The sequence below is a fragment of the Candidatus Neomarinimicrobiota bacterium genome, assembly GCA_012964825.1.
Lineage (GTDB): Bacteria > Fidelibacterota > Marinisomatia > Marinisomatales > S15-B10 > UBA2125.
This window is the reverse complement of record DTTI01000047.1, coordinates 1-14,610: the sequence shown is the minus strand read 5'-3', so window position 1 is coordinate 14,610 and position 14,610 is coordinate 1. Positions and strand designations below refer to the sequence as shown.

The 14,610-nt window shown below is 48.6% G+C and carries 14 protein-coding genes, 2 tRNA genes and 1 other RNA gene; 5 read left to right on the top strand and 12 right to left on the bottom strand.

The annotated features are described in order from the left end of the window. From EYO21_05160 to EYO21_05145, 4 genes are all read left to right on the top strand, one after another. The gene (locus EYO21_05160) at window positions 1-1,224 is read left to right on the top strand and encodes a thiol oxidoreductase (GenBank protein ID HIB03194.1); all 1,224 of its coding nucleotides are present in this window, start codon (window positions 1-3) and stop codon (window positions 1,222-1,224) included. Continuing rightward, window positions 1,224-1,655, top strand: a complete 432-nt coding sequence (locus EYO21_05155) for a twin-arginine translocation signal domain-containing protein (protein ID HIB03193.1) — start codon at window positions 1,224-1,226, stop codon at window positions 1,653-1,655. The genes EYO21_05160 and EYO21_05155 overlap by 1 nt, the downstream gene beginning before the upstream one ends. Beyond that, window positions 1,652-2,824 (top strand): hypothetical protein, encoded by a 1,173-nt coding sequence (locus tag EYO21_05150; protein HIB03192.1) that lies wholly within the window; start codon window positions 1,652-1,654, stop codon window positions 2,822-2,824. The genes EYO21_05155 and EYO21_05150 overlap by 4 nt, the downstream gene beginning before the upstream one ends. A gap of 99 nt (window positions 2,825-2,923) precedes the next feature. Further along, entirely contained in the window at window positions 2,924-3,322 is a 399-nt protein-coding gene (locus EYO21_05145) for a YjbQ family protein (protein ID HIB03191.1), read from the top strand. A 3-nt stretch (window positions 3,323-3,325) separates the two neighbouring features. Here EYO21_05145 and mazG read toward each other — a convergent pair whose 3' ends face one another. The 10 genes from mazG to EYO21_05095 all read right to left on the bottom strand — a co-directional run bounded on the left by mazG (window position 3,326) and on the right by EYO21_05095 (window position 13,443). Beyond that, window positions 3,326-4,099 (bottom strand): nucleoside triphosphate pyrophosphohydrolase, encoded by a 774-nt coding sequence (gene mazG / locus EYO21_05140; GenBank protein ID HIB03190.1) that lies wholly within the window; start codon window positions 4,097-4,099, stop codon window positions 3,326-3,328. Continuing rightward, window positions 4,092-5,345, bottom strand: a complete 1,254-nt coding sequence (locus tag EYO21_05135; protein ID HIB03189.1) for an HlyC/CorC family transporter — start codon at window positions 5,343-5,345, stop codon at window positions 4,092-4,094. The genes mazG and EYO21_05135 overlap by 8 nt, the downstream gene beginning before the upstream one ends. Further along, window positions 5,342-5,782 carry an rRNA maturation RNase YbeY gene (gene ybeY / locus EYO21_05130; GenBank protein ID HIB03188.1) on the bottom strand — a complete coding sequence of 147 codons (441 nt, stop codon included), beginning with the start codon at window positions 5,780-5,782 and terminating at the stop codon, window positions 5,342-5,344. Before ybeY ends, EYO21_05135 begins: the two co-directional genes overlap by 4 nt. Further along, complete coding sequence (locus EYO21_05125; protein HIB03187.1) at window positions 5,779-8,115, bottom strand: HDIG domain-containing protein; 2,337 nt, start codon at window positions 8,113-8,115, stop codon at window positions 5,779-5,781. Before EYO21_05125 ends, ybeY begins: the two co-directional genes overlap by 4 nt. A gap of 12 nt (window positions 8,116-8,127) precedes the next feature. After that, on the bottom strand, window positions 8,128-9,291 hold the full coding sequence (locus EYO21_05120) for an acyl-CoA dehydrogenase (protein HIB03186.1): 1,164 nt from the start codon (window positions 9,289-9,291) through the stop codon (window positions 8,128-8,130). 55 nt (window positions 9,292-9,346) lie between these two features. Further along, complete coding sequence (locus EYO21_05115; GenBank protein ID HIB03185.1) at window positions 9,347-10,339, bottom strand: ketoacyl-ACP synthase III; 993 nt, start codon at window positions 10,337-10,339, stop codon at window positions 9,347-9,349. A gap of 7 nt (window positions 10,340-10,346) precedes the next feature. Continuing rightward, window positions 10,347-12,038 (bottom strand): single-stranded-DNA-specific exonuclease RecJ, encoded by a 1,692-nt coding sequence (gene recJ, locus EYO21_05110; GenBank protein HIB03184.1) that lies wholly within the window; start codon window positions 12,036-12,038, stop codon window positions 10,347-10,349. A 21-nt stretch (window positions 12,039-12,059) separates the two neighbouring features. Next, window positions 12,060-12,439: RNase P RNA component class A (rnpB, locus tag EYO21_05105), an RNA gene on the bottom strand. Window positions 12,440-12,461: 22 nt separating this feature from the next. Then, window positions 12,462-13,190, bottom strand: coding sequence for a hypothetical protein (locus EYO21_05100; GenBank protein HIB03183.1), 729 nt, complete (start codon window positions 13,188-13,190; stop codon window positions 12,462-12,464). A 176-nt stretch (window positions 13,191-13,366) separates the two neighbouring features. Beyond that, window positions 13,367-13,443 (bottom strand) — tRNA-Val (locus tag EYO21_05095). 87 nt (window positions 13,444-13,530) lie between these two features. Between EYO21_05095 and EYO21_05090 the strand changes: the two genes are divergently transcribed. Then, window positions 13,531-13,836 (top strand): DUF971 domain-containing protein, encoded by a 306-nt coding sequence (locus tag EYO21_05090; protein HIB03182.1) that lies wholly within the window; start codon window positions 13,531-13,533, stop codon window positions 13,834-13,836. Here EYO21_05090 and EYO21_05085 read toward each other — a convergent pair. Both EYO21_05085 and EYO21_05080 read right to left on the bottom strand, forming a co-directional pair. Beyond that, window positions 13,833-14,312 (bottom strand): hypothetical protein, encoded by a 480-nt coding sequence (locus tag EYO21_05085; protein HIB03181.1) that lies wholly within the window; start codon window positions 14,310-14,312, stop codon window positions 13,833-13,835. The genes EYO21_05090 and EYO21_05085 overlap by 4 nt on opposite strands. Window positions 14,313-14,413: 101 nt before the next feature. Next, a tRNA-Met gene (locus EYO21_05080) sits at window positions 14,414-14,486 on the bottom strand. Window positions 14,487-14,610 lie beyond the last annotated feature (124 nt).

Below are 14,610 nucleotides of genomic sequence, written 5' to 3'. Positions count from 1 at the left end.
ATGAACCGGCTTTCCATCATCGGTCTCATATTTCTTGTGCTTTTTTTCTCCGGGTGCGGCCGTTTTTTCCCAGAGGAAACTGAAGCCGATCTCATCTTAGACGGTCCAATAGTAGAGCTCACACTAGCGCAGAAGGCGACGTTCGCCGCCGGCGATGAGGCGTTTGGTGACATATTTTCACCAAAGACGGGGCTCGGCCCTGTGTTTAACATGCCTTCTTGCGCCAGCTGTCACGTCGGTGACGGAAAGGGGCATCCGGCTACAAACCTCACAAGATTCGGAAGAAGGCTAGGTGACGGCTCATTCGATTATATGGAGGATTACGGTGGGCCACAGCTTCAGGACAGATCCATCCCCGGTTATCCGGCGGAGGTGCTTCCTTCGGCGGCCACAGGTGTATCCGTCCGGAGCGCGCCTATCGTTGCAGGAATAGGATTTCTCGAGGCGGTTCCCGACTCCACGCTACTGTCGCTGGCCGATCCCGATGATTCTGATGGGGATGGGATCAGTGGGCGTGTCAATTATGTCACACCACCGGAGTTCTTCTCACCGAAACCGCACCATCTGCCCAACGGCATGAAGTTTTTGGGCAGATTTGGTCGAAAGGCTACCACCATCGATCTGCTTCATCAAACGGCCGGGGCGTATATTGATGATATGGGGATCACTTCGGATTTTTTCACTACCGATCTCCATAACCCCGCCGCTGGCCAGTTCAGTGGTGACGGTGTGGCCGATCCGGAAGTGGGATCGGCAACGGTGTCTAACGTCGTGTTTTATCTTCGAACACTCAAACCGCCGGCGCCCCGCCATGAGGACGATTCAGACGTCTTGGCCGGAAAGGCACTTTTCTCCGAAATTGGTTGCGTGGATTGTCACATTGTTGAGTTGAGGACTGGCGATTCCGACATTGAAGTGTTGTCTAACAAAAAGTTTTATCCGTACACAGATATGCTCCTTCACGATATGGGAGATGAGCTCGCAGACAACTATCCTGAGGGGAGTGCAACGGGATCGGAATGGAGGACCACGCCACTCTGGGGCCTTGGTCTCATTAAGGAGACCCTCGGTGGTGTTCCCTATTACCTCCATGATGGGCGAAACTCGGATCTGAGAGAGGTGATCCGCCTGCATGGTGGCGAAGGTGCCCATAGCAGGGCGAATTTTCAGGAGCTTGCTGAAGAGGCGCAGGTGCAGATCATTAGATTTCTGGAGTCGCTCTGATGCCGAGTCGGCGGGAGTTCATGAAGGCGGCATGCGGTGCCGGTGCTGCCACTCTGTGCGGGGGGCTGTCCTTCACGATCATCGGCTGTTCAACTGTGCCGACAATTACACCGTTTCAAGAGGGTAATGACCTCCGGTTTTCTGAAGAGGCGTTCGCCGATCAAACCTTTGTGATTGTCGAAACAGGATTTCTGAAGTCGCCCATCGCTGTTCACAAAGATGAAGACGGCAGTTATACGGCAGTGCTTTTACGATGTACTCACAAGGCGTGCCGGCCGCAGGTATTTGAGTACTCCCTTGACTGTCCCTGCCATGGAAGCCAGTTCGATTTTGACGGCACCGTGCTGAAAGGTCCAGCAGAAGTCAATCTAAAATCGTTCCCTATTACTAAAGTTGGCGAGGGGAACCTCGTTATTTCGCTGGAACCGTGAAACCGATCAGAATCGTTTTGGTCTGCCTCCTGAGCGGTGCCTTGCTTTCGGCACAAACTGACTCAACACAGCACAGGATATACGATCGCCCCTTCGTCTCCTCCTTTGGTGCCAACGCCGCCATCGGAGGCTACTTTGAGGCAAACAGCAACTACTTTGTGGAAGAGGGTATCACTGAGGGACTCTCATTCGAAGCGAGACGATTCAACATTTTTCTCTACTCAGCCATCTCTGGGAACATCCGTTTTTTCTCCGAGCTTGAGTTCGAACACGGCACGGAGGAGATCGCGTTGGAGACAGCCATTCTCGACATGACATTTGATCCCCTTCTCAATTTCAGGATGGGCGTCCTGTTGCCGCCCCTGGGACGCTTCAATGTTGAGCACGACAGCCCCAAGTACAACATCATCGATCGCCCCCTCGTCTCAACTCAGATCATTCCTGCGACGCTCTCTGAAATGGGGATGGGTTTCTTCGGCCAGCGGTATCTCAATCGCCGGTATCGCCTCGGCTACGAAATCTACATGGTAAACGGTCTTGGAGATGGCATCGTGGCCAACGAAGACGCCGCGACGCGCATCTCAGGCGGTAAGTCCATGGAGATCTTGGAAGAGGATAACAACGGCGTACCTTCATTCACGGGACGACTGAAGGTGGAGAACCGCTCTTTCGGTGAGGTGGGCTTTTCCTACTATGGGGGCGTATATAACTCTTATCAGATGGAGGGGATGATGGTGGACGAAAAGCGAAACCTCCGCATCATCGCCACAGATTATGATCTCAAGATCAAGCGCTTCCACTTGAGAAGTGAGTTTGTTTCCGCCACTGTGGATGTACCGGAAGGATTGGATGAACTGTTCGGACAAGAGCAGTGGGGTGTCTATACGGAGATCAACTTTGATTATCTCCGAGGCCGAATTTTCGGTTTCGACAATTCCAGGATGATCGCCACAGTGCGGCTTGAAAAGGTAGACTTAAATGTGGGCAAGTTTGAATCGACGAAGACAAACATCGGCGATGAGACGGTAAGATTAACTATAGCTAACAGTTTCCGACCGGTGGAAAACGCTGTGCTCAAGATCGTCTATCAATACAATTGGATGAGAGACTTCACCGATAATCTTGTCCGGACTGCGGGCGTCCAATTCGGTGTGGCCGCTTATTTTTAGCCACAATGGCGCAGAGACACAAAGAGTTTTCGGATACAAGCATGCGAGATAAATGTGTTTAACTTTATCTGTGAGCCTAAGTACCTCTGCGGCAAATAATTGATGAGCACTCTTTCTATAAAGACAAATGAGCGCGTCGACCTTGTGGATATTTCCTCACAAGTGGCGAACGAGGTTAAAACAAGTGGCGTCACCACCGGCACGGTCACCGTCTATGTTCCCCACACGACGTGCGGCGTCACCATCAATGAAAGCGCTGATCCAGATGTGGCCCGGGATATTAAGATGCATCTTGCCAAACTGGTTCCACAGGATGGTGGTTTCAAACATTACGAGGGGAATTCCGACAGTCACATCAAGACCAGCATGATCGGTTCATCGGAGAACATTTTTATCGAAGATGGGAAACTTGTTCTGGGAACATGGCAAGGAATTTTTCTCTGCGACTTCGATGGACCCCGAACAAGAAAAGTTTATATCAAGATTGTTGAGGGATAGGCCCTAAGCAGTCTCTTTCTGACTGTTCCAAATCTCATCCATCTCCGTTAAACTAGTTTCTTCAAGATTTGTCCCACGTTGTTTCAGTTCTTTCTCCACTGCCTGAAACCGTCTGGTGAATTTCTGATTCCCCTTTCTCAGAGCATCTTCTGCTGAGACGTTGAGAAATCGGCACAGATTGACAAGGGCAAAAAAGAGGTCACCCACTTCTTCTTCGATGTGTTTTCTTACTCCAGTTGATTCTGCGTCTTTCAGTTCTTCCAGTTCTTCGTGAACTTTATTCCACACCTGGTCCGTCTCTTTCCAGTCGAAGCCAACGTAGGCAGCCTTTTCTTGCAATCGCTGAGCTCTGACGAGAGCGGGGAGTGTGACGGGGACCCCATCCAGTCTTGATTCCCGGTTCTTTTCCGCCTGTTTGGCCGCTTCCCAGTTTTGCTTAGCGTGGAAAGGACCGTCCGCCTTCTTGTCTCCAAACACGTGAGGATGGCGCCGTACCAGTTTCTTACTGACCTGATCAATCACTTTTTCGAGCTTGAATTCACTATCCTGTTCGGCGATGTCCGCCTGAAATAGGACATGAAGAAGCATATCGCCAAGCTCTTCAGAGAGAGCTCCCCAGTTTTCACTGTCTACAGCTTCCATAACCTCATAGGCTTCTTCCAGAAAATAAGGAAGTAGGGAGTCGTGTGTCTGTTCCCGATCCCACGGGCATCCATCATCGCTACGGAGTGTTTTTACAATTCTCACAAGTTTTTCAAATCGCTCACCGTTATTCATCCGGTGTCTCCTCTTTTGAAATTTCGATTTTCAGAATTCTGTTACCTTCCATGGTTCGAACTTGAAATCTATAACTGTCATGTGTAATGGATGTACCCACCAGTGGAATGTCTCCGAACTCAGAGAAGAAGAATCCGCCCAGCGTGTCGAATTCACGTTCCTTCTCAAAAGAGATGGGAAGTTCGTCTTCCAGGTCATTAATGGGGATCCTGGCATCCACAAGCCAGCTGTCATTTCTCGTTGAGAAGATCATGGGTATCTCCTTGTCGAACTCATCACGAATCTCACCCACTACCTCTTCCACAATATCCTCCACGGTCACCAAACCCGCAGTTCCGCCGTACTCGTCCACAACAATGGCAATATTGTCTCGTCGGCGCTGGAAATCTTTAAGGAGCAAATCGATCTGCTTCGATTCCGGTACAAAGTACGGTTCTCTGCAGAGCGAGATTATGTCGGGATCTTTGCTGGTACTGTTCATTCGCGAAAGGACGTCTTTGGCATATAGAATTCCCTCGATGGAATCGAGATTACCGTTGTACACGGGGAACTTTGAGAACTTCGTTTCTTTGATAGTTTTGATGGCTTCTTCAAGAGCTACTTCGCGATCAATACCCACTACATCAATTCTTGGTACCATGATTTCCCGAACGGTAGTGTCCCCGTAGTCAAATACTGACTTGATCATTTCACTTTCTTCCTGCTCAATGGAGCCGCTCTCGGCACCTAGGTCGGCCAGAGTCATCAGTTCGTCCTCCGAGTCGAAAAGGGACTCTCTCTTGAAAGGCAGGATTATTGCCAGGAGATGGGTAAAGCCGTAGAGTGGGATTGCTATGGGATATAGGATAAGCGAAAGTATCCGGATGGGCAACGAAACTGTTTTGGCGAAACGCTCGGAATTCCGAATCGCCATTATTTTCGGTGTGATCTCGCTGAGCAACAAAATCGTAAGTGTGATAACTACTGTCTCCACAACCATGAGAAGGGCCACATTCACGTCGAGCTTTACCGCGATGTCGGCGGTGATGAGTGCTGCAAGGATCGCCATGACGGTATTCACGATTGTGTTACCAGTGAGGAGAGTAATGAGGAGGTGCCTTGGATTCTCAAGTAGCGCTAACGTTCGCCGGTTCTGTTGGCCGGAAAGTCTCGTTCTCTTCAGAGAAAAGTAGGCTGCCTCGGCTCCTGAAAAGAGTGCCGACAGGGCGAGAAGGACCAGAAAAAGGACAATCTTCTCCAGGATCACTGTATCAGGATTTGTTTGAGAGCAAATTCCTTAAGTAGTCGGTCTTCTTCTTCCTTCATAGAGGCCTTTTGTTTTTCCGTCTTGTCGTTGCGGCCCAACAGATGAAGGCATCCGTGACAGACAAGTCTTGCAAGCTCCCGCTCCAGCGGTTCGCTGAATTTTGTGCAGTTTTCGGCGGCCCTTTTTGGCGAGATGTAAACCTCGCCTTCAAACGGCTCACCGCTTTTATCCAATCGAAAGGCGATGACGTCCGTGTAAACGTCTTTATTGAAATAGTGATTCTTCAGCTCTCTCAGCAGCTCATCATGTGCAAAGATGACAGTTAACTGACCATCTGACTGACCCCCACGAGAGAGTATGTTTTGAGCGAGTGATTTTACAGGAGCTGGGTCGATCTCATACTCATCATCGACCACTTCAACATCTATGGAGATCATTTAGAGACGTTTTCTTCCTGCAGTTCCTCCTTCTGATCGGGATATTCGATCCTCAGGTGGTAAATGCCACGGAAAACAGACATCATACCATGTCGGCCATCTACGTCACCCTTTATTCTTCTCAGATCACTCATTGTTAGAGGACATTCATCCAGTTGCTCCTCTTTCAATTTCTTTTCAATGATCTTGTCCGCCATAGATTCAATTTTGTTGAGGGTTGGGTTTTTGAGGGATCTGACCGCCGCCTCTACAGCTTCGCAGATCATAAGGAGCCCTGTCTCTTTGGTATTGGGTTTTGGACCGGGATATCTGAAATCTTCCTCGCTTAATGTTCCCGCTTCTTCGCTCTGTTGATCCAGGGCTTTGTTATAGAAGTAATCGATACGCGATGTACCGTGGTGCATGGGGATAAAGTCGGCTACGGCTGGAGGCAGGCGATATTCATTTCCAAGCTTTATACCATCTTTCACGTGACCTACGATGATCTTGGATGAAAGTGACGGTGTAAGAGAGTCGTGCGGATTTTCACCTCCGAACTGGTTTTCAATGAAGTATTCAGGTCGCGTCAGTTTGCCGATATCGTGATAGTAAGCCCCGACCCGAGAGAGCAGAGGGTTGGCCTCCACAGCATTAGCGCACGACTCGGCCAGATTCCCAACAACGACGCTATGATTGAAAGTACCGTTAGCCTCTTGGGAGAGTTTCTTGAGAAGGGGATGGTTAAAATCAGTAAGTTCCAGGAGAGTCAAATCGGAAGTGACTCCGAAAATCATTTCAAACAGTGCGCTGATGCCGTATGTAATAAAAGGTGCCAGTACACCGCTGATGGTCATGTAGAGCATATTGTTTCCGATGTCTGTCCAGTGGAGTCGTTTGATGATACCAATGGCCACAAGGGTGACGGTGCCGCTAATAATGATGAAAAGAATGGCCGTAAACAGTTGAGCTCTTGTTCTCAGCTGCCTCACAGCGTAGATGGCTGCCATGCTGGTAAAGAGCGCGATGATAGCAAAATCCAGTTTGCCTCCAATGATGAATGACACAAGTACCGCCAGCGCCACAGAAGCAGTCATAGCAAGTCTACCATCGAACAGGACTGTCAGAACCATGGCGCCCACTGTGAACGGGATGAGATATTCAGAAAAATCGAATGTGAGAACAAATAGATGAGACAGCGCCACAATGAGTAAAAATAGAGTGCTGAACAGGAGGAGGATATTGTTCTTATAGAAAAGATCGGGCCGATATGTTCTCATAGAAGCGAAAAAGAGTGAAAGAATGGCAGTCACAAGAATGAACCGGCCGAGCCACGGGAGCACAGCAGCCAAACCTCTTTCAGCCCGTTCCTGTTGTTCAATGGCGTGTTGATAAGAATGCAATTTCAGCAGTGTTTCAGAAGTGACACGTGTATTGGCATCAATGATTCGCTCATTTTGCATGATAATTCCCTGATAGCGAGGAACCCTTGCCGTAGCGATATTCTGTCGTTGCTCAGTCAATTCTCTGTCAAAGATCACATTTGGTTTCAAGAAATCCACAATGATCTTGTAGCCGATGTTCCGGAGCAATTCATTCTCAGGAAAAGCGTCAGTTACCTCTTTTTTCGCTTCAGTCCAAGCCTCTTCGAGGTCGTTAAAATCTGTCTTGGCCATGATTTCAGAAATATCTTTCGATGCCACAGCAATCTCGTTGCTTTCTATCTCATCTTTCGTTATGTCAAATATCCCTACAGCCCATCTATTTCTGGCGATGTTTAAGATCGTCATTGTCAGTGAATCGAGGTAGATCTCTTCTCCGTCCTCATGCTCCATGGAGATGAATTGATTCCACTCCGGGTCGTTCAGGTCAAAAGGATATTTCCCGGTGAATTCTTCCTCCAGCACGGAAAGGGCAGCGCTGTCGGTGACAGCTCGAGTCTTAATTTTTTCCTCCTCCTCGCCATACCGTTTCTCCCAAAGAAGTTGAAGTGTTTCCTGATAAGATGACCTCGCTTTAGACAAATGAGTTATGGCGACCATGAACTGCTCAATCTCTGTTGACTGAGTTTCCACAATTTCCTGCCGGCGCTCGAACCGAAATGCCTCTATCCTGATGGCTTCCGAAAGGTCATTTTCCAATTGTTGTTCTTGTTTAAGGATGGGAAAATTGAATTCGGCAACAATTTCCTCTCGGGTCACGTCACCCAGTTCATAGTTGTACTCCAAGGCTTTGCCGCTGGGGAAGAAGAAGGAGACGGCCACAACAAGACCTACCAAGATCAGGATGCGGTTGATGACCGTCCTTTTTTCCTCTCTGGATTTTTTTCTTGTTCGTCTCAGGTGGAGAGGAGACATAACGACTGAAAGTTAAACAGAAATGGTGGTATCAAGGGATTTAAGGATTTCCCGGAGAATAACGATCTTTTGGATCTCACTGGTTCCTTCGCCGATAGTGAGCACCTTGGCATCCCGGAAAAACCGCTCGGCGGGATATTCTTTTATGTATCCGTAACCACCGAAAACTTGAATCGCTTCTGTAGTTGTTTTCATGGCTGTTTCGGAGGCGAACAGTTTTGCCATGGCAGCTTCCTTAACAACATTGTGTCCTTCATCGTACTTCTTAGCCGCCTGGTAAACAAGCAACTTCGACGCTTCAATCTCAGTGGCCATATCGGCTAATTTGAACCCGACGGATTGAAACCTATGGATAGGTTTGCCAAAAGCTTCTCTCTCGTGAGAATAATTTAGAGCGGCTGTGTATGCTCCTTCCGCCGTTCCGCAGGAGAGGGCGCCCACAGAAATCCGGCCTCCCACCAGCGTCTTCAGGAATGTCCTAAAACCATCAACCGGCTCGCCAAGGCGCTGTTCATCAGGAAGCCGGAGGTCTTCAAAGAAAATTTGCCGCGTGTCGGAGGCGTTCCATCCCATCTTCTTTTCCTTCGGCCCGATCCTTAGGCCCGGATTGTCAGTTTCTATAATAAAAGCGCCAATCCCCTGTTTTTCATCATCCTCAATTACTCTTGCAGTAATTGAAAGGACACCTGCTACACCGGCATTTGTGGTGAAAACTTTGCCTCCGTTGATGATCCATTCATCGCCTTCCTTCACTGCAGTCGTCTTGGTAGCAGCCGCATCGCTACCGGCGCTTGCTTCAGTCAGGCCGAATGCTCCAATCATTTTCCCGGAAGCGAGGGGAGGTATGTATTTCCGTTTTTGCTTTTCACTGCCAACAAGGTATATGGGTGTCATTCCGAGGGATGTGTGCGCAGCCATGGTAATAGCAGTTGAGGCACACACCCTAGCTATCTCATAGACAGCTGTTGTGTAACTCACATAGTCCATACCGGCGCCGCCATACTCTTCCGGGAATGGAACACCCATGAGACCCAGCTCTCCCATTTTTGCGATGATTTCAGCAGGAAACTCTCCCTTCTCATCCAATTCGGCGGCAATGGGAGCAATCTCATTTGCTGTGAAATCGCGAACCATTTCGCGGATCATCCGCTGTTCTTTAGAAAGGAAAAAATCGATCACGGTAATCTGGTGGTCTTAAGTAAGAACTGAATCTATTACTGTTCAGCTTCCGTTACCAACGAATAGCTGCCGAACCCCAGGTGAATCCGGCACCAAATGCGGCAAGTATAATGTTGTCATCGGCACCGAATTTGCCTTTGCTGAGAGCCTCCGACATGGCGATGGGAATAGAAGCGGCTGTGGTATTGCCAAATCTTTGAATATTGCTGTAAACCTTGTCCATACCGATTCCCATACGTTTTGCAACTGCCTGGCTTATCCGCAAGTTGGCCTGATGGGGAATTATGAGTGCCACATCCTCCATGGAAAGGTTGTTATGATCAAGTGCCTCCTGAATGACCTCAGGAAACCGGGTGACGGCACCCCTGAACACTTCGCGTCCGTTCATAGAAGGTGTGTGCAAATCTTTATCAATTAAATCCTTACTCATAAACGGATTGTAGTTACTTCCGGGCGCCGGTAGCCACAGGTCTTTCAAATGTGCACCGTCGGAGTGGAGATGTGTGGAAAGCACACCGCCCTCATCATCACTTGGCTGGAGCAAAACTGCGCCTGCACCATCGCCGAAAAGGACAGCCATATCCCTGTGCTCTGTATCGAATTTGAGGGCAACACTTTGAACTTCAGCACCAATGAGAAGAACTGTTTTATGTGCACCTGTGCGAACGAACTGATCAGCCACGGAGAGACCGTAAATGAACCCTGAACAAGCCGCCCGAAGATCGAAAGCACCTATATTTTTCATCCCCATCTTTTCCTGGATTTGTACCGCGCTGCCCGGGAAAAAATAATCTGATGAAATAGTACAGAAGATAATCAATTCCACATCTTCAGGTTTCACTTGTGCCATCTCTAAAGCACTTCGTGCCGCTTCCACGCCGAGATCTGAAGCGGAGATATCGCCGTCTACATGGTGTCTTTTCTTAATGCCACTTCTTTCGGTGATCCACTCATCAGTGGTATCCATCAGTTTTTCCAGATCAGCGTTGGTTACCACCCGTTCGGGTACGGCATGGCCAACACCTTTGATTTTTGATCTGATCATGTCGGTTCTACTTAATGTCTCTGATATTCAACTGTATTGATGTTGTTCCTTGCCACTCATTTTTTTCCACAACATAGGCGATGTCAATGAATTTTCCCGTAATCAGTTTCTCATAATGCTTGCCCATGTTGAATCCTATGGCATCGTAACTTGTTTCACCTTGTTTCGCGCGAAATTTGATGTGATCACCATTCCCTACGAGTCGTGGATTTCCGGCGGGAGTTACATGCCTTGTGATGAATTTAGGAGTCATATTTCCGGGGCCAAAAGGTGCAAGCTTTTCCAGGAAATCCATGAACCTGCTGTCAATGAGATTTAAGTCCATTTCTCCCTCAATGTCAAGTGAGTTTACGAGATCGTCATCGGCAAGAGTCTTACCGGCAAGGGTAGAAAATTGTGACCGGAAATCATCCAAATTTTCCCGGTTAATTGTGAGGCCGGCTGCCATGGGATGCCCTCCGTAGTCGTCCAGTAATTCCCTGCATTCGGTCAGGTTTTCATAAAGATCGAATCCCTTAACACTCCTGGCGGACCCTTTACCTGTGCCATTGGATAAGGATATAATAACGGCAGGACGGTGATACGTTTCTTTAATCTTGGATGCCACAATTCCGATGACACCCTCGTGCCAATTGTCATCCCACAAGACGATGGCCTTCTCTTTCTCCAGGTCGACTTCGGCGTTGACCTTCATGATGGCTTCATTCACCATGGACTGCTGAATGTCCTGCCGCTGGCGGTTCTCCTCGTGCAGTTCCTGTGCCAGTTTCAGGGATTCAGACAAGTTTTCTGTACTCATAAGTTGTACAGCCCTAATGGCATCACCCAGTCGACCGGCGGCGTTAATTCTGGGCGCAACAAAAAAAAGGAGCCTGCCGACAGTCAGTTCCTTTTCCCCAAGGCCGCTTACTTCCAGTAATGCCCGGAGGCCGGGTCTTTTTGTATTTGTCAAGCTTTTCAGACCGTGCTTTACAATTATCCTATTCTCATCCGTCAGTGGTACAATATCCGCAGCCGTCCCAAGTGTGATGAGATCGATATATTGATGGGCTAGATCATCATCCAGCTCAAGTAGTTGCGATACGGCCTGAATCAGTTTAAAGACAACAGCACCACCGCAAAGACCTTTGAATGGATATGAACAGTCGGACTGTTTCGGGTTCAGGATAGCGGTAGCCTCAGGAAGATTTTCATCAGGCATGTGGTGATCGGTGATGATCACTTCCAGGTTTTGATCGTTGGCGTAAGCCACTTCATCTGTGGCATTGATCCCGCAGTCGCAACTGATGAGCAGGTCAGCGCCCCAGTCTTTGGCGACATCGATGCCCTCTCTGGATAGACCGTACCCCTCCTTCATCCGGTCGGGGATGTACACTTTGGCATCACACTCTAATGATGTGAGGAAAAGAAAGAGGGCTGACGATCCGGTGGTACCGTCTACATCATAATCGCCGAAAATGAAAATCCGGCCACCGCTCTTTACTTTTTCCGCCACCATTCCGGCAGCGATATCCATATTTTTCATGAGAAAGGGGTCGTGGAGATGAGAAAGTTTTGGGTCGAAAAACGACCTTGATGATTCCAGTGATTCAATATCTCTATTCGCCAGAACGCGGGCGATAATCTCGGATGTCTTGAACTCTTTAACTAGGTGGAAGACGAGGGAGGGGTCGGGAGCCTTAATCTTCCAGGTGGCCATAATTAGGTAGAGGAACAATTTTATCAGAGCCGGTCTATAAGCCGAATTCTGTATCCCGAAGAATCGAGACTGTGATCATTCACCTGGTCCCGGCCTCGCGGTCGGGATCTTGCGACCAACCCGAGAGTCATAGTGAGGCGGACCACCTCATGCTCTCCTACTTGGTCTTGCACCGGATGGGGTTTACAAAGCTCCCGGTGTTTCCACCGGGACTGGTGGTCTTTTACACCACCGTTTCACCTGTATCCCGAACACGGGATAGTCTGCTCTCTGTTGCACTTTCCGTGCCCCGGGACAGAAGTACCGGAACCCCTCCCGTTAGGAGGCATCCTGTCCTGTGGTGTTCGGACTTTCCTCCCCGCCCGCCGGCAGGCAGACAAGGTAACCACACGACCGGCTCTGATATCAAATAGCAATTAAAAGTTAGGAAAGAACTTCAGCTTCTTCCCAATAGAGAATTCTTCGGCAACTGTTGCATTGTTTCATAGTGTCGCCGCTTCGAATTTCCGCTTCGAGCTGAGAAGGAATCCGGGAATGACAGCCGCCACAGGCGTGATTCACTACAGGTACCACTGCCACACCTTCCCTTGCGCCGCGAACCCGATCGTATAACGTCAGGTTCTGTTGATCAATGTTTGTGACTACCTTTTCCCGGCACTTAGAAAGTTCAGTGTATTCCTCTTCAGTCTCAGAAATATGACTCTCAAGCTCTTTTTTCTGAGTTCCAAGCTCTTGGGACATCTCTTCATTCTTGGACTTATCAGTTTCGAGTTGTTCAGTAAGCTGGTCTTTTTCCTCGCTCAATTCCAGTTCCCACATTTCCTCCTTATCGAGCTCCACCTTAAGAAAGTCAATCTCAGCCATGAGAGCGTCATATTCTCTGTTGGTCTTTACGAGATAGAGCTGATCCTGAAGCTGGTCAATCTTGTCTTTTCGTTGTTGCTCGAGAGTCTGCATTTTCCTGATCTCAATTTCAATTTCAGTGAGTTTTGACTCCGCCGAGATGATGGTTGCTTCCAGCTCTGACATGATGGTGGTCAGTTCTTTAACTTTCATGGGTAGATCGCCTTGGAGCTCCTCAATCTCCATGATGGCGGTGTCAATTCCCTGAAGCTTGATCAACTGTTCAAGTAGACTCATACTGTTACTCATACGTGAATAAAAAACGCACCTGAAAGTGCGAAAAGAACAATCTTTGATTGAGAGCTTGTAAACCGAAGTTTTTGCCAAGCTCTATCACGCTAGGTAGGCTGGACCTCGAAGGTTCGACAGCCTGTTTTGAATATGAAAGGACAGATTAGCAGCAGGTTTGTTTTTGCGCTCAACATTTGTGGGTTCGGCAGGATTTGAACCTACGGCCTCTGCGATGTGAGCGCAGCGCTCTGACCAACTGAGCTACGAACCCAAGATTGACTCTTGGATTGTCCCTATCGAGGGAGGCAAATTTAACCGTTGTCAACGCGTGAAACAAGAGAGTGAAACTGTGACCTTTATCTCACTTGACAAGTTTGAAATTGTCAACGATCTCCTGGTCATAAAATGGGAGAACGGGGAGGAGTCATACATCTCTTTCGAAACACTCAGGAACAACTGTCCCTGTGCCGAATGTTCTGGCGAAACAGACGCCCTAGGCAATCTGTATGTGGGATCAGGGAAGCCAAAGAGAGAAGCCGGCCAAAATCTTCTGCGTGTAAAACCGGTGGGTTACTATGCCCTCCAGCTTACATGGGGGGACGGCCACGATTCAGGGATCTACCGTTTTGAACTCCTTAAAGAGCTTGGCGATTTGTCCGGCTAATTCGGCCTCGTGTCCAGGCCCGCATCCCTGTAGATAATCACAATCTTCATCATCTCAGGGAAAAGTTCCCAGTCTTGAGGTTCATACATGACGTGAACCCAGCGGTTGTTGGCGAATTTCCATGAGGATGAAACAAAATTGGTTTTTCTGTACCGCACGCCAATTTCCGTCTCTTCTAGCAAATTCTGAGGGCCGTATTTATTTTTTAGCCGATTCAGGATTTCCTCCAGAGAGATCCTGTGTGCCTCCATATTTTCACTGTCCGGGCGCTGGTGATCCCATCTGAGAAAAATCTCCTCCTCAACGGCGAAAAGACCTGACTCATTCCCAATAAACAACCTCAACTGGTCTGTGTTCCGATTTTTATCAACCTTGGCGTTTCTTGTTGAAAAAATGAGATAGCCTTTGCGTTCAACTTCAGTAACGGCTGAATCACTCATAGACTCCACCGCCGCCACAACCTCGTCTCGGTTCATTCCAAATTTGAGAGAATAAATTTCTTCTAGGGAACGCAGACCCTGCGAATGTTGGGTTGCTGTCAGTAGGATACAGAGTATGATGGAGGAACGCAACTGAGTGGGCCCACCAGGATTTGAACCTGGAACCTACGCATTATGAGTGCGGTGCTCTAACCGTTGAGCTATGGGCCCGTAAGGGTCTAAAATTAGTGTCGGAAGACCCCTCTTAGCGAGGGGTTTTTCGTCTGTGGTTGACTCTGTCCCATTCTCTATGTAGCTTGTACTCTTAAGCACTCTTAGGAGTGATGATTCACAG

Bases quoted from the DNA above. Each gene is read 5' to 3' on its own strand.
- EYO21_05160 (HIB03194.1), top strand. From the start codon at position 1: ATGAACCGGCTTTCCATCATCGGTCTCATATTTCTTGTGCTTTTTTTC.
- EYO21_05155 (HIB03193.1), top strand. From the start codon at position 1,224: ATGCCGAGTCGGCGGGAGTTCATGAAGGCGGCATGCGGTGCCGGTGCT.
- mazG (HIB03190.1), bottom strand. From the start codon at position 4,099: ATGAATAACGGTGAGCGATTTGAAAAACTTGTGAGAATTGTAAAAACA.
- ybeY (HIB03188.1), bottom strand. From the start codon at position 5,782: ATGATCTCCATAGATGTTGAAGTGGTCGATGATGAGTATGAGATCGAC.
- EYO21_05125 (HIB03187.1), bottom strand. From the start codon at position 8,115: ATGTCTCCTCTCCACCTGAGACGAACAAGAAAAAAATCCAGAGAGGAA.
- EYO21_05115 (HIB03185.1), bottom strand. From the start codon at position 10,339: ATGATCAGATCAAAAATCAAAGGTGTTGGCCATGCCGTACCCGAACGG.
- recJ (HIB03184.1), bottom strand. From the start codon at position 12,038: ATGGCCACCTGGAAGATTAAGGCTCCCGACCCCTCCCTCGTCTTCCAC.
- EYO21_05100 (HIB03183.1), bottom strand. From the start codon at position 13,190: ATGAGTAACAGTATGAGTCTACTTGAACAGTTGATCAAGCTTCAGGGA.
- EYO21_05085 (HIB03181.1), bottom strand. From the start codon at position 14,312: ATGAACCGAGACGAGGTTGTGGCGGCGGTGGAGTCTATGAGTGATTCA.